The organism is Paenibacillus sp. FSL W7-1287 (assembly GCF_038004245.1).
GTDB lineage: Bacteria > Bacillota > Bacilli > Paenibacillales > Paenibacillaceae > Pristimantibacillus > Pristimantibacillus camelliae.
This window is the reverse complement of the sequence record NZ_JBBORD010000001.1, coordinates 2,625,082-2,650,122: the sequence shown is the minus strand read 5'-3', so window position 1 is coordinate 2,650,122 and position 25,041 is coordinate 2,625,082. Positions and strand designations below refer to the sequence as shown.

Annotated in this window: 23 protein-coding genes, 2 pseudogenes and 1 riboswitch; of the genes and pseudogenes, 19 read left to right on the top strand and 6 right to left on the bottom strand. The window is 42.7% G+C overall.

The window, feature by feature from the left end; translation table 11 throughout:
* Nucleotides 1–288: 288 nt before the first annotated feature.
* Nucleotides 289–1,110 carry an HNH endonuclease gene (locus NSQ99_RS12135; RefSeq protein ID WP_340836825.1) on the bottom strand — a complete coding sequence of 274 codons (822 nt, stop codon included), beginning with the start codon at nt 1,108–1,110 and terminating at the stop codon, nt 289–291.
* A 36-nt stretch (nt 1,111–1,146) separates the two neighbouring features.
* A complete protein-coding gene (locus NSQ99_RS12130; RefSeq protein ID WP_340836824.1) occupies nt 1,147–2,667 on the bottom strand; it encodes an AAA family ATPase in 1,521 nt (506 codons plus the stop codon).
* A 508-nt stretch (nt 2,668–3,175) separates the two neighbouring features.
* Here NSQ99_RS12130 and NSQ99_RS12125 point away from each other — a divergent pair.
* From NSQ99_RS12125 to NSQ99_RS12115, 3 genes are all read left to right on the top strand, one after another.
* Complete coding sequence (locus NSQ99_RS12125; RefSeq protein ID WP_340836823.1) at nt 3,176–3,778, top strand: hypothetical protein; 603 nt, start codon at nt 3,176–3,178, stop codon at nt 3,776–3,778.
* A gap of 584 nt (nt 3,779–4,362) precedes the next feature.
* Nucleotides 4,363–5,322 carry a DNA polymerase IV gene (locus NSQ99_RS12120; RefSeq protein WP_340838787.1) on the top strand — a complete coding sequence of 320 codons (960 nt, stop codon included), beginning with the start codon at nt 4,363–4,365 and terminating at the stop codon, nt 5,320–5,322.
* Nucleotides 5,319–5,672, top strand: a complete 354-nt coding sequence (locus NSQ99_RS12115; RefSeq protein WP_340836822.1) for a YolD-like family protein — start codon at nt 5,319–5,321, stop codon at nt 5,670–5,672. The genes NSQ99_RS12120 and NSQ99_RS12115 overlap by 4 nt, the downstream gene beginning before the upstream one ends.
* A gap of 138 nt (nt 5,673–5,810) precedes the next feature.
* On the opposite strand, the pseudogene NSQ99_RS12110 reads toward NSQ99_RS12115, so the two are convergent.
* Nucleotides 5,811–6,379: pseudogene (locus NSQ99_RS12110) on the bottom strand (TetR/AcrR family transcriptional regulator).
* 144 nt (nt 6,380–6,523) lie between these two features.
* On the opposite strand from NSQ99_RS12110, the gene NSQ99_RS12105 reads away from it, so the two are divergent.
* A complete protein-coding gene (locus NSQ99_RS12105; RefSeq protein ID WP_340836820.1) occupies nt 6,524–7,450 on the top strand; it encodes a DsbA family protein in 927 nt (308 codons plus the stop codon).
* A gap of 263 nt (nt 7,451–7,713) precedes the next feature.
* On the opposite strand, the gene NSQ99_RS12100 is transcribed toward NSQ99_RS12105, so the two are convergent.
* On the bottom strand, nt 7,714–8,766 hold the full coding sequence (locus tag NSQ99_RS12100) for a glycosyltransferase (RefSeq protein ID WP_340836819.1): 1,053 nt from the start codon (nt 8,764–8,766) through the stop codon (nt 7,714–7,716).
* A gap of 223 nt (nt 8,767–8,989) precedes the next feature.
* A riboswitch (TPP riboswitch) is annotated at nt 8,990–9,099 on the top strand.
* A gap of 248 nt (nt 9,100–9,347) precedes the next feature.
* Here NSQ99_RS12100 and NSQ99_RS12095 point away from each other — a divergent pair.
* The 11 genes and pseudogenes from NSQ99_RS12095 to coaD all read left to right on the top strand — a co-directional run bounded on the left by NSQ99_RS12095 (nt 9,348) and on the right by coaD (nt 18,058).
* Nucleotides 9,348–10,376 (top strand): ABC transporter substrate-binding protein, encoded by a 1,029-nt coding sequence (locus tag NSQ99_RS12095; RefSeq protein ID WP_251665544.1) that lies wholly within the window; start codon nt 9,348–9,350, stop codon nt 10,374–10,376.
* Between the two features lie 59 nt (nt 10,377–10,435).
* Nucleotides 10,436–10,735, top strand: coding sequence for an MTH1187 family thiamine-binding protein (locus tag NSQ99_RS12090; protein WP_251665543.1), 300 nt, complete (start codon nt 10,436–10,438; stop codon nt 10,733–10,735).
* Nucleotides 10,725–11,498, top strand: coding sequence for an ABC transporter permease (locus tag NSQ99_RS12085; protein ID WP_340836816.1), 774 nt, complete (start codon nt 10,725–10,727; stop codon nt 11,496–11,498). Before NSQ99_RS12090 ends, NSQ99_RS12085 begins: the two co-directional genes overlap by 11 nt.
* Entirely contained in the window at nt 11,498–12,256 is a 759-nt protein-coding gene (locus tag NSQ99_RS12080) for an ABC transporter ATP-binding protein (RefSeq protein WP_340836815.1), read from the top strand. Before NSQ99_RS12085 ends, NSQ99_RS12080 begins: the two co-directional genes overlap by 1 nt.
* A gap of 358 nt (nt 12,257–12,614) precedes the next feature.
* A pseudogene (locus tag NSQ99_RS12075) lies at nt 12,615–13,419 on the top strand (IS1595 family transposase); the annotation flags it as partial.
* 72 nt (nt 13,420–13,491) lie between these two features.
* Nucleotides 13,492–13,965, top strand: coding sequence for a hypothetical protein (locus tag NSQ99_RS12070; RefSeq protein WP_340836814.1), 474 nt, complete (start codon nt 13,492–13,494; stop codon nt 13,963–13,965).
* Nucleotides 13,966–14,106: 141 nt separating this feature from the next.
* The gene (locus NSQ99_RS12065; protein WP_251665539.1) at nt 14,107–14,901 is read left to right on the top strand and encodes a TatD family hydrolase; all 795 of its coding nucleotides are present in this window, start codon (nt 14,107–14,109) and stop codon (nt 14,899–14,901) included.
* A gap of 209 nt (nt 14,902–15,110) precedes the next feature.
* Nucleotides 15,111–15,878, top strand: a complete 768-nt coding sequence (locus NSQ99_RS12060) for a glucosaminidase domain-containing protein (protein WP_251665538.1) — start codon at nt 15,111–15,113, stop codon at nt 15,876–15,878.
* On the top strand, nt 15,853–16,653 hold the full coding sequence (locus tag NSQ99_RS12055) for a peptidoglycan recognition protein family protein (protein ID WP_340836812.1): 801 nt from the start codon (nt 15,853–15,855) through the stop codon (nt 16,651–16,653). The genes NSQ99_RS12060 and NSQ99_RS12055 overlap by 26 nt, the downstream gene beginning before the upstream one ends.
* 274 nt (nt 16,654–16,927) lie before the next feature.
* On the top strand, nt 16,928–17,506 hold the full coding sequence (gene rsmD / locus NSQ99_RS12050; protein ID WP_251665536.1) for a 16S rRNA (guanine(966)-N(2))-methyltransferase RsmD: 579 nt from the start codon (nt 16,928–16,930) through the stop codon (nt 17,504–17,506).
* A gap of 33 nt (nt 17,507–17,539) precedes the next feature.
* A complete protein-coding gene (coaD, locus tag NSQ99_RS12045; RefSeq protein WP_251665535.1) occupies nt 17,540–18,058 on the top strand; it encodes a pantetheine-phosphate adenylyltransferase in 519 nt (172 codons plus the stop codon).
* A gap of 79 nt (nt 18,059–18,137) precedes the next feature.
* Here the strand turns inward: coaD and NSQ99_RS12040 are convergent, their stop codons facing one another.
* A complete protein-coding gene (locus NSQ99_RS12040; protein ID WP_340836810.1) occupies nt 18,138–19,307 on the bottom strand; it encodes a hypothetical protein in 1,170 nt (389 codons plus the stop codon).
* Between the two features lie 94 nt (nt 19,308–19,401).
* Between NSQ99_RS12040 and NSQ99_RS12035 the strand changes: the two genes are divergently transcribed.
* Complete coding sequence (locus NSQ99_RS12035) at nt 19,402–20,493, top strand: S16 family serine protease (protein ID WP_340836809.1); 1,092 nt, start codon at nt 19,402–19,404, stop codon at nt 20,491–20,493.
* Nucleotides 20,494–20,528: 35 nt separating this feature from the next.
* Here NSQ99_RS12035 and NSQ99_RS12030 read toward each other — a convergent pair whose 3' ends face one another.
* Nucleotides 20,529–21,776, bottom strand: coding sequence for a nucleotidyltransferase (locus NSQ99_RS12030; RefSeq protein ID WP_251665532.1), 1,248 nt, complete (start codon nt 21,774–21,776; stop codon nt 20,529–20,531).
* A 155-nt stretch (nt 21,777–21,931) separates the two neighbouring features.
* On the opposite strand from NSQ99_RS12030, the gene NSQ99_RS12025 reads away from it, so the two are divergent.
* The 3 genes from NSQ99_RS12025 (at nt 21,932) to NSQ99_RS12015 (ending at nt 24,944) form a co-directional block, all read left to right on the top strand.
* A complete protein-coding gene (locus tag NSQ99_RS12025) occupies nt 21,932–22,450 on the top strand; it encodes a YceD family protein (protein WP_251665531.1) in 519 nt (172 codons plus the stop codon).
* A gap of 32 nt (nt 22,451–22,482) precedes the next feature.
* The gene (gene rpmF, locus NSQ99_RS12020) at nt 22,483–22,656 is read left to right on the top strand and encodes a 50S ribosomal protein L32 (RefSeq protein WP_015845071.1); all 174 of its coding nucleotides are present in this window, start codon (nt 22,483–22,485) and stop codon (nt 22,654–22,656) included.
* A 260-nt stretch (nt 22,657–22,916) separates the two neighbouring features.
* The gene (locus tag NSQ99_RS12015; protein WP_340836800.1) at nt 22,917–24,944 is read left to right on the top strand and encodes a glycoside hydrolase family 43 protein; all 2,028 of its coding nucleotides are present in this window, start codon (nt 22,917–22,919) and stop codon (nt 24,942–24,944) included.
* Nucleotides 24,945–25,041: the final 97 nt, after the last annotated feature.

The window sequence follows — 25,041 nt, the reverse complement described above, 5'->3', positions numbered from 1 at the left end:
TTTTGGACTGCTCACTATAAACGGGCATTTCTTTATTTATCATCTAGATTAAGTGTACATTTTAGAACGGTAAAATATATAACTAAGATTTATAATTATGTGCAGGATGTTTTTGAATCATTGGATCTGGGTGATAAGGATTTCTATAAACAATATATTGATAATTTCAAACATGGGTATGACAGGTAATTGTAATATTAAGAGATTGGGTTGGCTCTAACCACAATACTAACTTTTGATGGAAACTTTTTTGAGGGAAAGTGTTGTGAAGCGCAATCCCTCGTTATTTTATTGATTGACACCTGAATTGTGATACCAAGTATCCTGTGCAAGAGCGTGATACATTGCTGTTTTCCAATAGTTAAGATGCTGCTGTTCACAGCTTTCAGCGCTATCTAACAAATGACTTCGAACAGCATCAGGTCCAGAGGAATGATAAAGCTTATTTAAACGATGTTTGATGTCAGCAAGCTCTGTAGCAGCTTGAATGCTATAGAGTCGAGCCAATCCTAATGATGCAAAATGGTTTTTAACACGGGCTGCTTTAACAGCATCCCACTGGGAGGGCGCTTTCACATGATATCTTAGTGATATTGGATTCCCTTGTATTACTTCTGCGTAAAGCCAACGGTCATTCTCAACGTCATCGAAATACGGGTGAAGTGGTTCTTCTTCAGGGGACGTTGGTTGCTTGTCCAATTTAATCTTATTGCAATCCGAACAGGCTGGTATTAGATTTATTGGTGATACTACGAGAGATGGGTGCTTTGCCTTTGGTAAGTGATGATCAAGAGTTTGGACAATTCTATGACCGCATAGAGGGCAGATTCCATTCTTGGGTGTCGTAATTAGCTTGTCATAAAAGGCTCTTCCAGGGGCAGACTTTTTTGCCATCCTATCAGTATAGACTTTCTCCATTTCAGTCTTTGAAACACCATTTCCTACAACACTCTTTTCAGGTATAAGATGTAGCATGTTCCTCTTTGCATATCGAATAAAGTTTTTCGAATCTTTGATAATTTCTTGTTCGCAGGACTCCAATTGTTGCTTTAAAGCATGGTTCTTTACTTTACTTATACACGCCTTAAAAACAACTTCAGTTTTGTCCACAGGTAGGGGTAATTTTCTCATTTAGACTGGTTCCCTTCAATCTTTAGTAGCGAGTAACGCTCTAATTATAGCTTTAGCTTCCATACCTAGTTCACCATTAAAGTGCTCTACAATATCTTCGTAATTGTCAAATTCATTTACTGCGTCAAGCAACATCTTGTGAAAACCCGAGTTGGTCACTTCAAGTCCAAAGACTTCCCTTGTTAAAGCACCGATATTTTCACCAAATGTTTCGAGTTGTGGGCGATCAACTGCCATTTGGCTGCCACTCCTCCTTAATATAGAGACACAGCTTTTAGGAACTTCCTGTAGTACTACAGGGGAATGAGTTGCAATCAGAGCAACGCCATTCCTTCGAATCAGTAAGTCAGATAACGCTCTTGTAAAAGCGGACAACAACGGTGGATGTAGGTGACCTTCTGGCTCATCCAACAGCACTAAAGTACGTTCCTCGACTGTTTCAACTAATCTTGTAATTGTTAGAAGAATAATCTTGTGACCAGAACTAAGGTTTTTAAAAAGATGACGAGCTTTAGTTTTAAACTTATATTCTGATGTTATTGCAGCTAAGGCACTAACTTCGGCTGCTTTAAACATTGGGTCGGACTCAAGCATACTTATTGCTCGTATCCAACGAACTTTTTTTGCGCCGATTTTGCATATTTTAGCACTTTCTACAAATTCAGATAATAATTCATCTGTACTTTTAGGAAATGAGCTACGTTTATCATTATTGCTTGGATGTCTGAGTCCAACACAGAAATACCTCATTCCTTTTGCCGCATCTTTTTGTTCAGGGGGAAATTCTGCGCTGTCAAAAGCGCTGAACGTAACGGAAACAAGGTTAGCAAAGAAGTCTTCACGTTTTTCTTCTGAATCTGATTCAAAGTAACCTACTTCAACTAAATTGACATCTTCATCCACAAGGGAATGGATCATATTATTTAGTAAATGTGTTTTCCCAACACCGTTTCTTCCAATTAAGATATGCATATTGGTGGGAGGGTTGGATTCAGGTGTTACTTCAAAGCTGAACTCAACTGGTCCAGAAAGGCTGCTCTTTAATTTTGCAGTGGTATATTTGAATTTGTAATGGGAGAGACTCGAATCACCATTGGCAAGCCTTCTATACTGACCTTTTATTGAAGTTGTTGATACATCTCGTAAAAGTGATTTGTATATTACATTTTCATGTTGAACTTTTTCATATAAATCAGGTAGTAAGGCAATGTCGTTTAGTCCACTCAGTATTTCATGACGAATCTCATCACCTAGTTGATTTAATTTTTCGTAATAAGTTACATCTTGACCAAGAGAAAAAAAACGCTCATCCAAAAATTCAAAAGAATCAGGGATACTCGCTCGACCTTCTGTCAGGCCTATTTCACCAATTTTTACACTACCGATATGGTGTGGTTGACCATCGGCATCAACATAGGCGAGTGAGTACATTGTTTTGTATATAAACCAATCGTTCCAATGGTCAGTAATAAGATATGCTTGATTTGTTGGTTCCTTAGGAAGGCGAAATTTATTCGGAGTTACTTGGAACAGCATAAATTAACCTCCTTGAATCTAACATTATGAATATTCTCCAAACTAATATTTCGTAGACTACTATTTATACCACTGAGATAAATACGATCCATCCAACTTCATTATATATCCACAAAAAAGAGTTTCCTTTTGAAATTAGTCCTAATAAGAATATCGGGAAAACAGGTCGATAGTTGTAGGTTTATTGGATAACTTAATTGAAATGGAATCGATGTGACTAGGCAGATTATATGGTTCGGGAGTAATAATTGAGCATTGAGCTAGATTGAAATGATATTTTTTAACAGGTATAGTTTTCTTTTTAATGTATAATAAGAGGTTTCTAGATTGTAGATAGAAGTGATGGTTACATTGAACATGTGAAAAATAGGATTACGTTTCGGGGTATATAGCGAGTTTTGATCTGGCTAGAAGTGATATAGTTGATGAATATGGAAGAAGGCTGCTTGGAAAAATTTAAGAGCAAGTTTATTTTAATCATTATCTAAATATATGGGGAGTGAAGGATTTGAAAAGGGAAATAAATGGAATTGCAGATAGAATGTTGACTTCGGAAGAGATTAGCAATATACAGGTTATATGTCAAAATCGAAAAAACTTATTTTTGGGAATGATACAAATCGATATGAGAATTGGTGGAGCAGGAATTCATAATATAAATTGTGGAAAAACTGGTCGATATGAAATTAAAGATCGAGATGTATTTCGACCAATTCAATATATTTATGCTTATTTGAAAATGAAACCAGATGATTTTGATTGGGTTACTAGAGAAATAATACATATGAGTGGTCTGCACTTAGAATCTTTAGTGAAGAGATTATTTAGTATTAACAGATTCCCATTAGGCCAAGCGTTAGCTATACCGTTAGCTAAAATAAAACTTGATAGTGAGTTGCATACAAATTTAAAGGCGATGGTTGGACCTTATAATAACGCAAAGCATCATTTAGAACAAAAAAAGGATACGCATTTGTTCGATGTAGAGTCTGCCTTGCTATATTACGTTTCAGTAAGAAAATTATCAATAAAAATAATGCCACTTACACATTTATATACCTCTTCTGAAACTTGGGATTCTATAGATAGCGAGCTAACAGAGTTAGTTTAAATTTGCAAAAAGTGTTTTATTACGATAACATTTTTTGGTGAAGGTCCGATTTCTCAAGAGAATAAAATTGGTATAAAATTAATTGTTAACAGCGGTAGCACGGAACTCTGCGTGGGTTCTATGCTCCCGCTTTTTAAATTGGAATAGATTTTTCTAGGTGGATTGGATTTCATCCCACAAAATGAACAGGTAGAGGGATGAGTGCTCGGGGTACCTTGAAATACGAATATCGTACTTATTGTTCATTGAAAATTAAGTTTTAGACTGAAAAATAAAGTATTAGACCGAGAAATAAAGTTGTAGACTGGTCGCGGGCATTAAGCTCCCTCAGTACGCAGCACGGCCACCGTGACAGAAACATCAAAATTATAAGGATAATAATAGCATATATTTGAAAAAATACTAATGATATCAATTAAATTCATGAGGTGTTCGAATGTCAACGACGTCCTGAAGTATTCATGATTGGTGAGGATTATAAAGTTCGACACAGATGGTTATTATCACCAGGCGCTGATTGGTTAAATCCAGTTAATTGGAATAAGAATTTAATGAAATGTGTCTTCCACAAATCAAATTAGCCAATAGTATACAATCGTAAACAATTAGTTGGCAACAGAATCGATGAGCAGCATTTAGATGTGACAGGCACGATCCACCTGTTTGGCGGAGACCCTGCGGTGATGGCTGCGAGAATACAGCAACGTGTAATGCGAGAAACCGGGGTTCGTGTACGCGTCGGCATAGGGAGCAATAAGGTGCTGAGCAAAATGGCTTGTGATCACTTTGCTAAAAAGAACGAATCAGGAATATTCGAGCTTAAAAAGAACAAGCTTGCCGATACGCTGTGGCCGCTGCACGTAAGCAAGATGTTTATGGTTGGCAGTCGCATGACAAGGCATCTGGAAGTAATGGGCGTTCATACGATCGGAGAACTCGCACATACGCCGCTTGCTGTACTGAGACGCCGCTGGGGAGTAAACGGAGAGGTGCTATGGCGGATAGCTAACGGCATCGACGATTCTCATGTAAGCTTAGCGACACATCATACGCAGAAGGAGATCGGGCATCATATGACGCTTCCACGCGATTACAAAACGCTAGAGGAGATCAAGATCCCACTGCAGGAGCTCACTGAGCTAGTGTGTCAGCGTGCACGTGCGAAAGGAATGATGGGCAAGGTAATTTCTGTTAGCTGCCGAGGTGCTGATTTTGACCGACCAACGGGCTTTCATAGGCAGCGTAAGCTGGATGATCCAACCTATGTCGCTGCAGCGATGTACAAAACAGTGATGGAGCTGTTTCAGCTGCACTGGGATGGGATGCCGGTACGGAGCATTGGGGTGTCGCTTGGAGGGCTGGTAAGTGATCAGGTCGTGCAGCTGGCATGGTTTGATCCGTATGAAGAACAGCTTGCTTTAGAGCGTGTCACAGATCAAATTAAAGCCCGCTATGGTAATACTGCGATTATGAGGGCTTCTTCGGTAACGGCTTCAGGTCAAGCACGCGATCGGGCCGAAAAAATAGGAGGGCATTATAAATGAGTAAAAAGCTGCAAGGAAACGGTCTGTTCGAATCGTCTAGAATGATGCTGCCAGAGCATAAGGAGGCGATCGTTAATTATCAACTAGCGTTGAATAAAAAGCAACGACCTGTTCTGGACGAACAAAGATTTGAGGAGCTTTCTTATCGAATGTTCGAAGCTTTATATAAAAACTTAGAAGTAGCGATAACGGTATTTCATCCTTATATGGATACCGTCATCACAGGCATGATCACAAAAATCGATACCCAATTGAAACGAGTAAAGGTCGTTAGTGAGGGTGGAGACGAGGAGCTATGGATTAGCTTTAGCGATCTGCTGGATATCGATGCTGCCGCTGCATCAAGCTAACGGTTGTGCAGCGCTAAATTATCTGTATCAGCGCTGAATTATCTGTAATGTGAGAGCACAAAAATACCCACAGCCTAAACACTATTTTCAAAGTATCCAAGAAGACTGTGGGTACCCATTTATACATTGGCACAATGGCTAGCTCTCAGAACCAGCATTAATTCCGGAAAGGATAAAAGGAATAGCAGACTTAATAAATTGCTCCGGAGAGCGCTGCTCACTTTGGCGTCTCCATTCTACAGAGGCTCCGTACATCCCCCAGCTTAAAATGGCCGCAGTAATTTTAAGTGTGTCGTCCTCTTCAATATGATTTTGTTTCCTTAGCATTTTATAAAATATAATTTCGAGCTGCTCCCTAATAATACGGGCAATGGTGTCCTCATAGCCTCGATGGCAGCGATTGGACAATGATTTTTGAAAATTCGTTATAGCGTTAAAGAGACTTACGAACGTTTCTTCTGATAGCCGTTATTCTGATAGAGTTCATAATTCAAATTGACTAATAAAACCTCAGATAATACCTTCTCTAGCAAGTCATAAATATCTTCAAAATGATAATAAAAAGTTGCGCGATTAATCATCGCTTCTGACGTAATATCCTTGATCGTAATATCCTTAAATTCCTTCTTCCCAGAAAGCTCGATGAAAGAATCCATGATTAATTTACGAGTCCGCAGTACGCGAGGATCGGTTTTCGTTGGCGTCATTCTATGATCCCTCCTACTTTTTAGACAAATACTTAGATGTGTTGTAAAAGCAACAGATTCAGAGAAATATTGGTGTTTATCAATACTATTATGGCTTAAACTACGATTGTAAAGCAAATCAACGGACGAAAAGAGGAATGGATTATGAGCAACAATCAAATGATGTGTGATCTAGCGACAGGTGTTTGTGGAGTAGCAGAAGAGGAAAAAATGGAGATTGTTGATTTCAATCAACCGAAAAAATCCATTGATGTATATTATGTAACCGATCCGATCTGCTCACATTGCTGGGCAATTGAACCTGTACTGAAAAAGTTTAAGGAGCAGTATGGACATTATTTTAACTTCCATGCCGTTATGGGTGGACTGCTAGAAAAATGGGGCGATGGACCAATTGATCCTGCCAATGGAATCTACAAGCCAGCGGATGTGGCCAGTCACTGGAGGGAAGTAGGACAATATTCTCGTATGCCTATTGACGGCTCACTGATGATCGACAACCCTGTTCAATCATCTTACCCGCCATCCCGCGTGTTTAAGGTTATTCAAAGTAAATATAGTGATGCGTTAGCGTATGAGTTCCTGCGTCGCACAAGAGAACAACTATTCGCATTTAACCAAAATATTTCAGATCAGTCTATATTGATCGATATTGTAAATAAGGTTGGGCTTGATGGTGAGGCGATTGTAAATGAAGCGGAACAACCTATCGGACAACAATTATTGAATGAGGACTTCACTCTAGCAGGACGATTAGGTGTTAAAGGATTCCCTACCATTGTTATGATCAATGAGGAAAACAAAGGTGTAAAAATTGGTGGTGGTCGACCGTTTGAGTATTATGTAGACGGATTAAAGCAGATTCTCGATCTGGAGGAACTGCAGCCGAAACAACAGCCTTCTCTATCAAGCTTACTAGAAAAAGAAAAGCTTTTATTCTCAAAAGAGATTGAAGTGATGTACGATGTTGAACAATCGGAAATTGATGCATTCATCGAAAAGGAGCTTTCTGAGGGGCATTATCAAGTGAAGGAAATTGTCGGAGAGCGCTATGTGACCATAAACAATTAACGATGCTGTGCTGTATGGTGTACTGCTCTAGCTCATAAAGCTAAGCAGCTCCTTTGAGCAGCGAAGGTGAACGAAGAAACTTAACTTGGCAAGCGAATAGCCCATGGATCGATTATTATGTGTACAATTTTCGATGTATTCGAGCTTCCTGTTCCTTGCTAGATATTATTAATAGTGCATTTCATAGTGACAAGGTCACGACAAAAAAACGGCTGCATCTTGCAGCCGTTTTTGCGGCAATAGGCGTACACTTGAAGAAGCAGTTACAGAACGCCTTTCTTCTTGTAGTAGTTGTCGTTATAGACAATGCTCGGATGATTCGGGTTTAATGCTTTTGCCTGTTTGTGGTGTTCGACGGCTTGCTCGATATTTCCCATTCGATCATAGCAGACTGTCAGCTGCAAATGAGGCAGCCATGTCGCTGTAGCAGGATTATGAAAGCTCATATCTGTCATATACTTTGATGTTGAAAGTGCTTGGGTATACCAATAAGTGGCTTCAGGATACCGTTTTTCGTGTAAAAACAAGCTGCCAAGCTGATAGCAAAAATCAGGACGAGGTGGCGTGTATTCAAGCGTCTGCAGTAGGCTACGAATGGCAAGCTCCCTCTGTTTTAATTGGGCATAGCAGTGCGCTTTGCGAGAGCAGGCTGCAATGTTATCCTCGACCCAGCCCTTTTTTCCTTCAAGAAACAGATCGTACCATTGAATGGCTTCTTCGTAACGGGCATGGTCGCGCAGCTCATTTGCAAAGTAAAATTGATCACGTGGCGTAAATTCTTCTCCTTGCTCCAATCGAGCTAAGTAAATATCGAGATTACGATTGGACGCATGACGTTCCTTCCGGTGCGTTACAGCAATGTCTGAGTGGAAGCTGGAGCCGTATACAGATAAATATTCATGTACTGGACCAATCCACTCAAAATTCATGGAGCGTTTAACGAGGCGATTGCGGCGATAGCTGTAGGTAGGTTTGCCATTCTCATCAAAGGCAAGATTGTACTTCATCGTAACGGTATCGTAGTTAAAAGGCTCGCGCTGCTTCAGCTCAAGTAAGCGGGCAAGATCCTCTGGCATCAGTACATCATCCGCATCAAGCCACATGATATAGTCACTGGTTGCTTGCTGAAAGCTGAAATTACGAGCAGCTGCAAAATGATTAATCCATTCAAAGTCATACACTTTTGCACCGAGCGAGGTAGCAATCTCTTTCGTCCGGTCTGTTGAGCCTGTATCCACAATGATGATCTCGTCAATAGCCTCCTTCACGCTATTGAGACAGCGAGCAATCACATCTTCTTCATTTTTCACGATCATACATAAACTAATCGTAATCAACAACATCACCCTTTATCAAAGTCTTGTATAGTCTTGTATAGTCTATTAGTCAACCATAAGAAAAGTGCTAGACACGTGGAATGAATGTGCCTGTATACCCCTATGTTTAGACGCAGCTTACAATGCTAGACGTGTTCATCATGAGCAGGGCTATCCAAATGAATAACCGTTTGCTATAATAAACAATAGATTAACCAATTGAATACGACACTTCGGGAGCTAAGATGAACTTGGCTGAGAGGAGAACTGTTCTGTTCTCGACCGTACCTGATCTGGATAATTCCAGCGTAGGAAATGTGCCATAACATTAACCGGCCACGTTTCTATGCCCGGTTTTTTTGTGCTCTGCAGCAGAGCAGATACATATTCGGGCATCGAAAACGATCAATTAACCTGTATGAACGTTTGAACAGCGGGCAAGCTGTTTCATAGCAGGGTAATGACGTTGCTGCAAGGCATCCTTCCTCTACGCGAAGGGTGTCTTTTTAATACCTATGATGATCAGCGTGTCAAAATGGTCAATCTAAAAAGAAAAAGAAAAAGAGATGGAGAGAAAAGCTATGAAAATTCAAAGCACCAAATGGCTCGTTATGGTTGTGCTGCTAGCGATGCTTACAGCATGCGGTAATACGGGGAATGCAGGAAATGCGGAGAATGCAGCAAAGGGGAATGAAGCAGCCTCAGAGGAAAAGCTGCGCAAGGTACAGCTTATGCTGGATTATACGCCAAATACAAACCATACCGGACTGTATGCAGCTCGTGACCTAGGATACTTTGCAGAGCAGGGCTTAGAGGTGGAAATTATTGCTCCAGCAGATGGTGGAGCAGACGCACATGTTGCAGCGGGAAATGTAGAGTTTGGTGTAAGCTATCAGGAAAATGTGACGCTATCACGCATCGCTGGTTTACCAGTTGTGTCGCTTGCGGCCATTATTCAGCATAACACCTCAGGCTTTGCATCGCCTAAGGATAAAGGCATTGTAACACCGAAGGAATTTGAAGGGATGCGCTATGGCGGATGGGGCTCTCCGATTGAGCAAGCCACAATCGAGTCCTTAATGCTTGCAGCAGATGCTGATTATAGCAAAATGGATATTGTGAATATGGGCAATAGTGATTTCTTTGCAGCGGTTGAGCGAGATATAGATTTTGCTTGGATCTTCTACGCTTGGACAGGGATTGAAGCAGAGCTGCGAGGGGTAGATCTTAATATGATCTATATGAAGGATTATAATGAAAATTTAGATTATTATACGCCAGTGCTTGTAACGGGTGAAGCGATGATTAAGGAAGACCCTGAGCTCGTTCGTAGCTTTGTCGCAGCAGTAGCAAAGGGATATCAGTACAGCATCGAGCACCCAGAGGAGGCGGCAGATGTATTGATTGCAGCAGAACCAGATCTTAATGCAGAGCTTGTTAAAGCAAGTCAGCAATGGCTAAGCCCACGCTATCAGGACGATGCACCACGCTGGGGTGAGCAGAAGCTGTCCGTATGGCAAGGATATGCTGACTGGATGTACAGCAATGGCTTGCTAGAGGGTGAGCTTGAAGCTGAAGCGGCATTTACTAATGAGTTTTTACCAGAATAAGTGAAACACGCCAAAGGCGAATTGTTAATAAGTAAACTAAAAAGAGGAGTGAAGGCTAAGTGGCTAATGCATTATTGAGCATTCAAATGATACCAAAAACGAATAACGGGGAAAGTGTCATACCTTATGTTGATCAAGCAATCGCGATCATTAAGGAATCAGGGGTACCGTATCGTGTAGCTCCGCTGGAAACAACAATGGAAGGCAATCTGGATGAGCTGCTGCGCATCGTTCAACGAATGCATGAAGCGATGACGGAGGCAGGATGTCCAGGAGCATTATCTCAAATCAAAATTTCCTACAACCCACAAGGTGCATCGATGGATAAGCTGCTGGAGAAATACCCGGATGGACAGTAGAAAGCGTCTATGGAGCAGCATATGGCCGCCAGCGCTAATGCTGCTTCTCATATTCATCGTATGGGAGTTTATCGTTCGCTATGAGCTGGTATATAGCTGGTTAATTCCGTCTCCCATAGGCGTAGGTCAAGAGATGATCAACAGCTGGTCAAGACTGATGGAGCATTGGCTGGCTACGATGCAGCTCACGCTGCTAGGCTTTGTTGGCGGTGCGCTAAGCGGTATTGCACTTGCTATGCTATTGCACTTTATTCCGATTATAAGACGTGCCATGTACCCTGTACTCATATTGTCGCAAAATATTCCCGTTATCGTCATTGCGCCAATATTAACGATGCTGCTAGGCTTCGGAATGCTGCCAAAGGTGCTGCTGATCGTGCTTGTTTGCTTTTTCCCAATCTGTATCGCTATGCTGGGCGGGCTTGCGCAGATTGATTATAGTTTGAATAACTATATGCGGATGATCGGGAGCAACAAATGGCAAACCTTCATTCATCTGGAGCTGCCAAGCGCGCTAAGCAATGTATTCAGCGGCTTAAAAATAGCCGCATCTTATAGTGTATTAAGTGCAGTTGTAGCAGAATGGCTGTCTCCTAAGGTTGGACTAGGAGGGTTTATGATCTTGTCTTCTCGTGGCTACATGCCGGAACGCGTATTCGCTACCGTGCTCCTGATCGTGATGACGAGCTTATTATTGTTCTGGCTTGTTACGCTGCTGGAGAGGCTTTGCATACGCTGGCGACCTCGGAAGGAGGCGAGCTAATGCTTGAGCTAAAAGGGGTAAGCAAGTCATTTGTAACAAATGGTGAGCGGCATGAGGTGCTGCGCAACATTAATCTCTCCGTTAAAAATGGAGAGTTTGTATCGATGATTGGTCCATCTGGCAGTGGGAAAACGACATTATTTCAATTAATTGGCGGATTAAATGAGCTGGATACAGGTGAGATCTGGCTTGAAGGCAATAATATTACGGGTGAGCGAGGACATATTGCCTATATGCCTCAGCAAGCGTCTCTGCTGCCATGGTATTCAGTAAAACGCAATATTGCATTAGCTTTGCAAATAGCAGGAGCGGGTAAAAAGGAGACTCAGCAGCAGGCCGAGCAATGGCTCGAGCGTGTAGGACTAGCTGAGTACAGTGATGAGTATCCATATAAGCTGTCAGGCGGTATGAGTCAGCGTGTATCGTTTCTGCGTGCGCTGCTGTCACCGCAAAAGCTAATGCTGCTAGATGAGCCGTTTGGAGCGCTCGATGCGCTAACAAGGCTGCATATGCAGCAATGGCTGCTGTCAATCTGGGAGCAGAACCGTCGCTCCGTGCTGCTTGTTACCCATAGCATAGACGAAGCACTTATGCTGTCCGATCGAATCATCGTACTATCGAGTCATCCTGCTACGGTCGTTCAAGAGGTGTCGGTTCCGTTCGACCGTCCTAGAAGCGGAGAGCTTTGGAGTACGGCTGAATTTAACGAATTAAAGCAGCTTATATATGGGTTGTTGCAGGCCCAAGGTGCAGGCTAAGCCTGCACCTTTTTTAGTCCTACTTTGATCACGATGTTAAACTGTTAGCTTATTCGACATCGAATCTTGAATTCAGCCAGTGACTTCGGTGCTCACGTACCAACTACAAGTGGATGCTTCCGTAGTCGTTTTCTGTGAAAACGTTTAGCTCCGCTCCTCAGTCCCTTGCTTTATCCAACTACATCGTTTTGAAGAAACGCACATCGTAAGCATAAACCTTGGTGCTGAAAGTAGGACTTATTGAAGCATAATTATAACCTTTAAGCTTTACATAATGGCTGTTGATATTTGATGATTACGAATAAATGTTCTATTACAAGTGTAATATCACAACCAAGGGAGTTGCGGTTCCTGTACAGCGATTGATGAAATACAAGAGCAGAAGCATAAAGATGGACTTGTTTGCCCGAATTGCAATAATCATTCTGTCGTGCGTTATGGAAAGTACGCTGCAGACCTCATGTTTGGGTTCGCTTTATTGAATGCATAATTGAGGGCTTTGCTTTTCTCTGAGAAAATGTGCAGAGCAGTTAAACGGTGAAGTCACGCATGTCACCTTGTTTTACTGGCGGCATAAGATTCTCTCTGCTCTAAAACAGATTCCAACCGAAGCATTTCAAGATATTGTTGAGATGGATGAGACTTACTTTCTGTACTCGGAAAAAGGCAAACGAAATATCACCCCCAACGCAAGCCTCGTGAACGTGGCGGCAAAGCTATATATCGTGGTATTAGCCACGATCAAGTTTACATACTGGTTGCTCATGACCGTCAGAAAATTCTTACTCTGGCATACTTGGGCGTGGACGCATTCGGACTACAAAATTGGATGAAGCGATTAGTGGTCATCTATCTGACTCAAACATGCTATGCATTGATTCGTGGAGGGCATTCAGTTCCTATGCGAATTCAAAAAGCTTTGCTCATTAATGTTTCAAGTTTCGACGGTAAACAACGTGCGAAAGGCATGTACCATATCCAAACGTAAAGTACTGCCACAGCCGCTTAAAAAAATGGAATGGATGGACCGCTTTAATAGTGTTGCAACCAAATATTTGCAACATTATTTGGCTTGGTTTCGTTATATAGACACAAGGAATATGAGAATACCTCAAGGAATAAGAAAAATATGTTGGTCAAATCGTGCCTGTTTATTCATGTAAGTTAACTCAGTATAAATTTACAAATATATTATTTGGAGATGAATTGAACTTGTAATTAGGAAGGATGACAATATGAGTAAGAAAAGTTATCTTGTTTTGATAGTAGGCGTTGTACTGGGGTTAATTGTTGGATGTGGTAATGCCAAGCAGGAGTATGTACTACAAGCTCCCTCCAGCCCTGTAATACAAGATAGCGGAATAGAGACATCATCAATTAAAGTTGGTAATATTGAAACAAATGACGGAAAGAACCTAAAAATATCAATGGACGGCGGAACAAAAAACAATTTCGGAGAATTGTCATTTCGTAAAGGTGAGACGTTCAAAATTTCTGTGGTAAGTGAAAATGACGGTGAACTTGAGATTGGTATATTGTCTATAGATACCGAAGAAGTATTCAGCGACATCGTGAAGAGCAGAGAAGATGAGGTCATTATTAAAGTCCCAGAATACGGGAAATACCGCATTTATATCAGCAATAAAGATGAGCAATCTGTCACTTTCGATATGAAGCTTAGCAAAGCCATTGAAGGACCAATAGTTTAGACAGTTGGTGGATTAATGGTCTTAGCGATTAAGCTATCGGGAACGATAGCTTAAAAAACCGCCTTTTCACTAAGGAGGTTTTCTAATCATCAAATATCAACATTAGAATTTAACATAGCCTATATAATAAGGAGGTTTGCAATGAACTACGCAGATACCCATATTCATTTGGAGCAATATCATTATGACCAGATTGAAAAGCTTATGGCAGAAGCAAAAGCAGCGAATGTTAAGTATATTGTGGCTGTATCCATGGATTTACCTTCTTCGCAAGCGACCTATGCACTTGCACAGCGTTATCGCTCAACGATAATGCCTGCTTATGGATTTCACCCTGAACAACCACTGCCTCGCGCAGAAGAGTTAGAGCTGCTAATGCAATGGATAAGAGTACGAGCTGCTTACAAAGAACGTTTTGCTATCGGGGAAGTCGGTCTGCCTTATTATCGTGGACTGGAGCTTTTGGAGCAAGGCGAGCAGCTAGATAAGCAACCATATATCGAGCTGTTAGAACGGTTTATTCTACTGGCCAAGGAGCTTGATCGACCAATCGTGCTGCATGCGGTATATGAGGATGCTGCAGTGGTATGTGATTTGTTGCAGAAGCATCAGATGAAACGAGCGCATTTTCACTGGTTTAAGGGAGATGCAGCAACGATAGATCGTATGATTGAACAAGGCTACTTTATTTCTATCACGCCAGACGTCTGTTACGAGCAGGAAATACAAGCGCTCGTTAAACGCTATCCGCTAGAACTGCTCATGGTCGAAACAGATGGACCGTGGCCATTTGAAGGCGAATTTCATGGGAGAGAGACAGAATCCGCGATGGTGGTTAGAGTCGTTGAAGCGATTGCAGACATCGTTGGAAGAGATGTCGAGGAAGTAGCAGCTCAGCTGTATCATAATAGCAACCAGTTTTATCGTTTTGAATAGGGAAGGGAAACAATACCCCCTCCCTCTAAGACATATAGGTATATGTACCAATGTCAAGGAGCTTGTAAGCTAACGCTTATAGGCTCCTTACTGCTTTTTTAGGCGAATATCAGTGCTCTTGAGGTATTCGCCGTTGCCATTCAGGAACTAGAAGCATAAATAGTAGAGATGCTAGATTTTGAAAAAATACAAGCAAAGGAGAGAAGAGCATGGCCACATTAACAAGGCAGCAATTTTTTGAAACGATTGCACCGATTATTGTGTTTATTCGTCAGCAAGGCTCTCCAATTCTACCATCTGTACGATTAGCACAAAGCTTGCTAGAAACCGGCGGTGCCATTCATGCCTGGAACAACTTAGGAGGGATTAAGGTTGGAAGCGGGCGAGTGACCCCTTATTGGCGAGGAGAAACGGTCACTAAAGGGACATGGGAATACCGCGGGGGACAGGAAGTTCGTGAAAGCTCAGCATTTCGTGCATATCGCACACTGTATCATTACTACAAGGATCAAGATGAATTGTTTCTAGGAAGCCGCTACAGCAGAGTCAGAACGGCTACTACACCATATGAGCAGGCCAATGAAATGCAACGGGCTGGCTATGCAACGGACCCGAACTATGCGTCTAAGATTATGTCGTTGATACGACAATATCAGTTAGAAAAATACGATGCAGTTACACCTTTTGTTATGCCTGAAGTATTTAAAGATGCCCAAATCGTGCCGATTTACGTTGAGAAGCAATTTTTTGGAGCTGCTTATTATGAACGAGGTACCAATTATGTACCAGTACGTAAGCTGGCAGAGCATTTCGGTGCAAGGGTTATATGGAGTAATGGCGAGGTATACGTTAACGGCACACTCTTGGAGACTCGACTCGTTGCGGCGACTAGCTATGTACAAGTGAGAGAGCTCGCAAACCTCATTAACTTGACGTTAGAGTGGGATTCCAATGCTAAAGTTCTATTTGTCCATTAATTATGTCGACTTCAAGAACTGGGAAGAGGAGGAAGGCGAAGAGATGAGTGTGAACTATCGAGTAGAGCATATACCGAGATCAACACCGTATAACCGCAGGCCAGGCACGCGAATGGACGCAAGCACGATAACGATTCATAACACAGGTAATGCATCTAGTACTGCAAGCAATGAACGAGCATGGCTAACGAATAGCCTGAATACGAATACGGCATCGTTTCATATCGTTATTGACGATAAAGAAGCGATTGAGGTAATTCCGTTAGATGAAGTAGCTTGGCATGCTGGAGATGGCAGTCGCAGCTCAAGCGGCAATCGTACCTCGATTGGAATTGAAATATGCGAAAGCGGAAATTATGGGCGCACACTGCAGAATGCTGCTCAGCTCGTAGCCGAAATGCTACTGGAACGTAATTGGGGCACAGATCGACTAAGAAGGCATTATGATTGGAGCGGAAAGAATTGTCCTAGAATTATGAATACAGATGGTAAATGGACCGGCTGGAAAAATTTTGTGGATAGTGTGGCAGCCAAGCTGCAACAGCTAAAAGAAAACAATGATGGAGAAGCTGGCAATGACGATGTACGTTCAGGTGGACAGAATCCAGACAATGAGAATGGAGGCGTTACAATGTCAGTGGAGGATGCGAACAAGATTATACGTTTCTTAAGTGCGGCATATATGGCTTCTCCGAATAGAGAAGCTCGTCAGGAATTTAACAGACTAGCAAATGAGCTGCGTAAAGCAAGCGGTCAAGAGCCTGTTACTGACTAGACCCTCAAAAAAATAGCGAGGCCCTATCGCTAGGGCCTCTATCCAAAAAAATGGGAGAGGAGAAACCGGATGAAGAGCTTATGGGGAAACGTAAGTCCTCTACACGGTTTTCTACGGCATCAAAGATACCGATGAGCATATTGTGGACCGAATGAACATCATTTATACATATTCCCAACAAAATTTTAATTTTAGCTAATATGAAAAGCGAATCTTTCATCGTTAAACGTAGTATGGTACGATACAATTGACGAGCATTGAAGGGGGACAAACTGTGAGAGTAATAGCTGGAAAAGCTAAGGGGAGACCCTTAAAAGCTGTTCCTGGACAAAGCACAAGACCCACTACAGATAAAGTGAAGGAAGCGATATTTAGTATGATTGGCCCCTTTTTCGATGGAGGCTTAGTACTGGATTTGTTTGCTGGCACTGGGGGGTTAGGGATAGAGGCATGGAGCCGTGGTGCGGATAAAGTGATTAGTATTGACAAGGAGAAAATTAGCATCGATATTATTCGCAGTAATGTGCAGGCAGCTGGTGCACAGGCTGATTTTGAAATTTATCGCAATGATTCGGCTAGAGCATTAAAGGTACTTCATAAAAAGCAGCTAGCCTTCGACATCATCTTTTTAGATCCGCCATATCGAATGAATGATATGGATCAATGGCTGCATACTATGCAGGAGCTTAATCTAATAGCGACTCATGCTGTCATTGTAATCGAGCACGATTCCAAAGTACAATATGATGAAGTAATTGGAAATTTGAAGCAACAGCGCCATTCACAATACGGAGAAGCAGCTGTTACGATATATCGACATCAGCCAGAGCAGCTTGAGCATGCAAGCTTGTAGGCAGATCAGGCTTACCGAGTCAGGAGAGAGAATATGATCAATAGTACACACGGCCAGGAACGAATTGCAGTATATCCGGGTAGCTTTGACCCTGTTACATATGGACATCTAGATATCATTCATCGAGCGGCAAGGCAGTATGACCGTATAATTGTTGCTGTGCTTAACAATACAAGTAAAAATCCGATGTTTTCGGTAGAAGAGCGTAAGGAGCTACTGCGCGAGGTAACGAAAGATATGCCTAACGTAGAGATTGACAGCTTCCGTGACTTGCTCGTTAGGTTTATGCGCATGAAAAATGCGAGTGTCATTATCCGTGGCATCCGTTCTGTAACTGACTTTGAATATGAGCTGCAGCTTGCATCCACGAATCAAATGCTGGATGATGGCATCGATACCGTATTTATGATGACCCACCCGAAGTATTCGTATCTCAGCTCCAGCATCGTTAAAGAGATAGCGAACTTTCAAGGTGAAGTTTCCAAGATGGTTCCGCCTGAGGTAGAGCAACGATTACGTGAAAAATGTGGTCCAATGCGACCACTTCGATAAAGCTAGAAACAAATAATTGCCCGTTAAACCGCGCATCTATCGCGTAAACGGGCAATTATTATTTACATAACAACAATCATTACACTTTATGGCTATAACTGCGCCAAAGCAGGTGTGCAGTAAGGATAAGAAGGCCAGTGATTAGACAGAGCAGTATGCTTGCTGGCCATAGGCTTTGCCAATGGAGCATGGAGACTTGCGGAGGTGGCTGCACGAACACAGTCTGTTCTGGCGCTCCGGTAAGCTTAGCAATGATCCAGCTTAATGGCTTCCACAGCATAATTAGCAGCACGAAGCTTAAAGCGGCATGGATAAGTCGGTATCCTACGAACGGAAGAAGTTTGATGTCACGATGACGAAAAGTATAATAGGTTACCTGCAGAATACCGCTAATACCAGTAAAGCCTAGGCAAGCAGCAATTAATGCTAAAGCAACAACCGTATTCGTCTGCTGTGAAGCCCATTCGGCAATTGCAAAGCTGCCGACGTGTTGCTCAAGCAGCATTTGCTCTAGAAAAGGCAGCTGTGGCATAACTGCATTAAACACTGGATGTATAAAGGCTGCGAGCACTGAGGCAAAGATAATAAACCCGCCAACGATAAATAGCTTTTGTACGCTCCCATATACACTATCACCTAGTACCTGACCGAACGTTCTTCCGTCAAGCTCTCGTCCAAACTGCATGGCACTCGCAAAGTAAGACTCCATATGCGAAGAGGAAGGCTTGAGAGCTGTCTTGTCGTGCCGCGAGGACAATCGTGTATGTGCAAGCATAAGCAGAAGTGCTGCAAGCCAAACTGACGCCAGTATAATATATCCGTAAAAAGGCAGCTGAAAGACGCCAGCGCCGATAATGACGATAATAAAGATAGGATTAGGTAGATGGATATAGGCGAGAAGACGTTGAGCTTGCGCCTTCGTCAGTTGACCGTCCTCAAGCAGCTTTATCGTAGGTTCAACGCCAGTTGGGAAACCGCAGCTCATACTCATTAGCAGTGGAATGCCTGCAGCTCTAGGTAGCTGCAGCAGGCGTGTGACAAAAGGTGCGAGCATCGCGTTAATGCCATGCAGCAAGCCAAACGCTAGTACTAATTCATATAGAATAAAAAAGGGTAGAAGTCCTGGAAATACAAGATTCCACCAGATCGTTATGCCAGATAGGGATGCTTGTAGTGCAACGTCTGGGGAGAGCACAACGGATAGCACGAGAAACAGCATCGTGAGTGCGATAAATATGGTTTTGTGCAACACAATCTCTCCTTTGAGCATGAAGTTGGACAACTCAGTCCCTTATTGTTACGCGAAAAATTGCAAAATTAGAACAAGCTAGGAGTGAAAGGAATTGAGGCAGTCATATATAAAGATACGGACTGTGCTCATAACGATTGTCGTTACTACTGTCATTATGATGATTTTACTTTATGCCCCTTCTCCCTTTGTCGTACTGAAGCCAGGTATTGCCGTTCCGGCACAGGGGTATATACAGACACATGAGCATACATCGTTGTTTTATGAGCAGAATTCACAGGAGGCTGAGCAACAGCAAGAAGAAGGTGAGCTGCTGCTGACTGCTGTCCTCCTTGCAACGCCGAATTTATGGGAGATGCTAGGGTCACTTGTATCACCAAAAGATGAAGTTAGACTAAAGACGGATGTAATAGGAAGGTCATCGATGGAAGAGTACGCCGCTAGAGTTACCACCATGATGCGAGGTTCTCATAATCATGCGCTTGAAGCGGCGTATCGCTACTTGAACATTCCTTATTCTATACAGCCACAGAAGCTTATTGTTCAGCAGCCAAGCACTTGCTTAATCGTGTGTGGTTTTTTTGAAGCAGGTGATGAGATTGTTGCTGGAGTGAATGCAATAGGAGAGGAAGTAATTATTCATAGCGTTAGCCAGCTCCATGCTTGGCTTACGAACCAAGAGGCAGGAGAAAAGGTTCATCTGATCGTGAAGCGGGGGGATGAACGGCTGCAGAAAACGATCACTCTTCATGAGGATGATTTGCTCCTAGATAAAGAAAAACTCGTATATGATCGACTACAGGTCGAAAGCTATATTGAGCTTAGGTCAGTAATATCAGATGATCCGGACTACCATCTCGATATTGCGACTGATAATATTGGTGGGCCTTCAGCCGGACTTGTGCTTGCATTAACGATAATCGATCAGCTGACACCTGGAGATCTAACGAAGGGCAAGAAAATTGCTGTTACAGGAACGATTAATGCAGAAGGTGAGGTAGGGAGCATTGGAGGAATCGTTCAGAAAGTATATTCCACCAGCGAGCAAGGTGCACAGATCTTTATTGTTCCGAAAGGAAATGAGGAAGAAGCTCGTCGAACGTTAAAAAAGTTAGATCATACGATGGAAATTCATGGTGTATCTACATTGGAGGAAGCGATGCAGGTGCTTGCTTCACTCCAATAGCATATATATACATGTTCCAATACCAACTAAACTAGCTATACGCGAATGGGTGGTCTGCTATAATCAGATAGCTGGAGCTTCGGTATTTCAGACGAGTACGCTTGCATATAACAGCTTGTCGCAGCGATATCAAGCTGTAAAAATACGGAAGGGTCCTTAAACTGCGCAGGGGTATGAATAATTGGGAGCTTCGCTTGTTTCTTCATGTGCTTCAGTAGCTGTTGACCTTTATCTGTAAAGCCAAGTACCCGCAAATACTGTACGCCCGAAGCCAGCGCATCTCTTGTAAAATGCTGCTTATGGTGCTGAAGCAGAACAGCTAGAAGTGCACGTTGCAGCTTTGTCCGCGTATAGCGCTTAGTTTTAGCAGCATCCAGTAGCTTATGGACAGAGTAATGCGATGTATTCATAGCACAATGTTTAAGACGGTGCTCTAGTCCTTCCTCCATTTCTCGAAATGAGGCAAGCTGTGAATCAGGTGTTACTGCAAGCTGATAATACAGCTGTAATGCAAAGTGCTCCCAGCTCATTGCCTGTTTCTTGCTATGTATGAGCTCGCGCTGTAAGATTGAGAAGGTTGAAGCAGGAATGTAGGAGGAGATATCATCTAGCTGGTTACCCTCCAACAGCAATCTGCGAATAGCAGTAGCGCTTGCAATACGATCGTGATGCGGTGAGTCATCGTTGTACTGGGCTTGCTCACGTGCAATCGTATACGGTGTTATTCTGCTTTGTAGTCGCTGAAGTGCGACAAGATAATGTAAACCTAGTGTGTGATTGGGTTGATCCAGGGCAATAGGATTTTGCGACCAAGCTGGTGTATGCTCAAGCAGCTCAGTTAAAGCACTGCTGAATGCTTTGGGATAGCTTACACCTTGCTTAAGCTGCTCCTGGAGTAAATGCTTTATCTCATCACTTGAGTCTGCAGAGATGAAGCTGGCTGCTGCTTGAAGCGGCTTTAATTGTCCGCTTTCCGTGCCAAAGCATATAGCGTCAACGACACCCGTTGCCTCTAATAGAGCAACAGCGCCATAAGCAAACCATTCTGCTGAGGACGTTGCATAAGCAACAGGCAGCTCTAGCACAAGGTCACAGCCACCGGCAAGTGCCATTTCTGTTCTTGTCCATTTATCAACTAATGCCGGCTCTCCTCGCTGTAAAAAGTGGCCGCTCATGACGGCTACGACAGCGTCTCGGCTCGTTATTTGTTTGGATTGTTGCAAATGATGCAGATGTCCATTATGGAACGGGTTGTATTCTACAATAAGACCGACAGCCTTCATCCAATCTTCCTTTCTATGCTATCGTATTACTCTCACTATAGCATAATGCTAAGAAGTGGAACAAAGGTTATGTTCATCCATAAAACAGTGGTAATATTCTTGACAAAATAGGAGCAGGATAGCTATAATAAACTTTGTCTGTTTGGGGTGATATTATGCAGTTTCGTTTGAAAGATCTATTAGCGAAAGATCAAACAGTGATCGTGAATGAACAACTAGATGTATCTAAGCTTTTTTCTAATCGTCAAGATGTAATTAAGACAGGCCCTCTACATATCAACTTAACACTTACTCCTGTGGGTGAGGAAGTTGAAGTAAAGGGAAATCTTGAAATAGATATGGAATTAGCCTGCTCTCGTTGCCTTGAGCCAACGCATACGCACTCAATCATTCCATTCGCTGAGCAATTCAGACCTGCTTCATCGGAAGAAATTAGCGAAGATGAAGACGAGGAAGAAAATGATGTGGTCTTGATTACTGATGACCGCCTAGATCTAACACCATATGTGGAGGAGTATGTGCAATTATTTATGCCTTTTGCTCCACTATGTAAAGAGGATTGCGAAGGTCTTTGTCCGCAATGCGGCAGTAATCGAAACGAGCAATCATGTCAATGTAGTAATGAAAGAATCGATCCGCGATTAGAAGCGCTGAAAGATTTTTTTAAGGAATAATATTCCTTGAATTTGTGAAGGAGGTGGAAAATATGGCAGTACCTCAACGTAGAACATCCAAGACTCGCCGTGATAAACGTCGTACGCATTTCAAACTTGCAGTTCCAGGCATGGTGAAATGTGAGCAATGTGGAGAGCTTAAACTAGGTCACCACGTTTGCAAAGTTTGTGGATATTACAAAACAAAAGAGATTATTTCTCAATAATAATCATGTTTATGGGGCTGTCCCGAAAGTTAACTAAACTTCGGGGCAGCCCTTTTTTTATGCAAAATATTTCGAATGCCACAGTTTTTCTCCGCTATTTCATTTCATGGGTACATACTCCTTCAGTGAAAATGTTCCAAAAATCCGTCCATAAGCTCCAAAGAATCGCGCTGTCGTGCTGCTGAGTGGAATTGCTATACTTTTATCGAATTTAAACATCCATTCATTAGCGATGAGTACATTTCTTGGAGGTATGAACAATGAGTATGTATATAAACCCACTTCAAATTACGGTTGCTCCTGAGGCGCAGCTTTATCGTACGCTTAACGCTGAAGTGAATCCCGATCCTTATGTTTTGAAATATAATGGACGTTACTATGCCTATACAACCTCCGGTGACGGCGTAACCATGCTCTGCTCTACCGATATGATTCATTGGACGCATTGCGGTTATGCCTACCAGCGTGAAGGTCATGCTGATTACTGGGCACCTGCAGTGTTCTATGATAATGGCTTGTTTTATATGTATGTATCTTCGAGACCAATTGGAGAAGCAGATGTGCATTATGAATACTTACAGGTGGCAGTTGCAGAAACGCCATCTGGGCCATTTCGGTTTGTGAAGCAGTTATTTTCAACCTTCACCATTGATGCTCATGTTGTAAGGGATACAGACGGCAGTTTAGTGATGCTGTACTCTACGAATGAAACGCTCGGCATTGATGACCTTCGACCAGGCACAGTTATTTTAGCAGATCGGATGATAGATCCATTAACACCTGAAGGAAACCCTAAGCTAATCGTAAAGCCTACACTTGATGAAGAGATTTATGAGCACAACCGCTTTGGTGATGGACGAAACTGGCATACGATCGAAGGAGCGTTTTATCTAAGGCACCGTGATATGCATTACATAATGTACAGTGGAAACGCCTTTACGAAGCCTCACTATTACATTGGCTATAGCACAGCTCAGCACCAAGAAGGTGAATCTATAACAAACTTATCCTGGTCTAAGCATCCTGATAACGAAACGTATCAGCCCTTACTGCGACAAAATGAAGCTGTAGAGGGTGTCGGTCATAACAGTGTCGTGAAAGGCCCGAACAATGTAGAGGATTGGGTAATTTACCACGGACGAGACCGCGTGCCGGCGCAAGGTGATACAGAGGGTAGCGGAGATGAGGAGCGTCGCCAAATGCGAATGGATCCGTTGCTTTGGCTTGGTAAGGAGCTGTGGGTGCCAGGCCCGAGCAGCACGATGCGATATGCACCAGAGCAACCAAGCTTTCGCGAGTTATTCGATAATAATTGTGATGACACTTTAACCAGCAGCTGGCATCAAACGGCCGGTCAGTGGCATGTGAAGAATGGAGAGCTGCAGCAGCAAAGTACGCTTGGCAAAAGCATGCTGCTGCTTAAGCAAAGATATGCCACTAGCTTATTTGAAGCTAACGTTCGCTGGGAGCCACATCATATGGGTGGTCTGTACGGTGTAGTCATTACTTACGCAGATGACCAGCATTACGCAGAACTGCTGTTAGATGCAGGAAAGCGTACGATCGGTTTATATGAAGTGATGGGCGGTGTTAAGCTGCCTCCGCAAGCAGTGAGTGTTCAGAAGGATTTTTCCTTCGCTGCCTATCACCAGCTGCTTATCGCCGTTCATGGTAAACACATGACGGTAACATTAGATGGGATAGCTGTGCTAACAGCAAAACTTCAGGCATTGCGGTGTGGTGAATTACCATGCTTCGGCTTGTCAACTAACTATACGTCAGCTTATTTTTCGGGTGTTTCATTAACTGGACATCTTGCATTTGATAGGGGCACAGCAGTTGAGCTCATGCGATATATTCGAGCGAAGGAAGGGCTGTGGCGTATTGAAGGTGATGCTCTGCAAGGAAGATCGTGTGGACAAGGGACGACGATCGAATTATATAATCCATTCGCAGAGGCTTCTAGCAAGCTGCGGCTTGATCTGCTCGGAAAACTTGGACAATGTGAGTTGAGGTTGAAGCTGCAATCAAAAAGTCCATCTCAACACGTAGAGCATACGCCACCTACTGCATCGAATGCAAAAGTAAAAAGTGTTGTGCTCCCTACAGCTGAAGGGAAAAGCCATACTACTCTACATCTTCGGCATCAAGCAGATAGATTGGAAATATGGTATGACCGCCAGCTGCTAGTCAGTGAAGAATGGACGGAGCAGCTGCATAATCTGACGCTCGATTGTAGCCATGATCTCACCATAGAGGCATGGGAGTGGACAGTGTTGTCCTCCTAAAAAATTGTCTATGACATCAAAATATATGACATACTTTTCCTCCGGCTCAAGGCTTAACATTATGAGCAAGCACAACAATTAATGTTAAATCATGAGG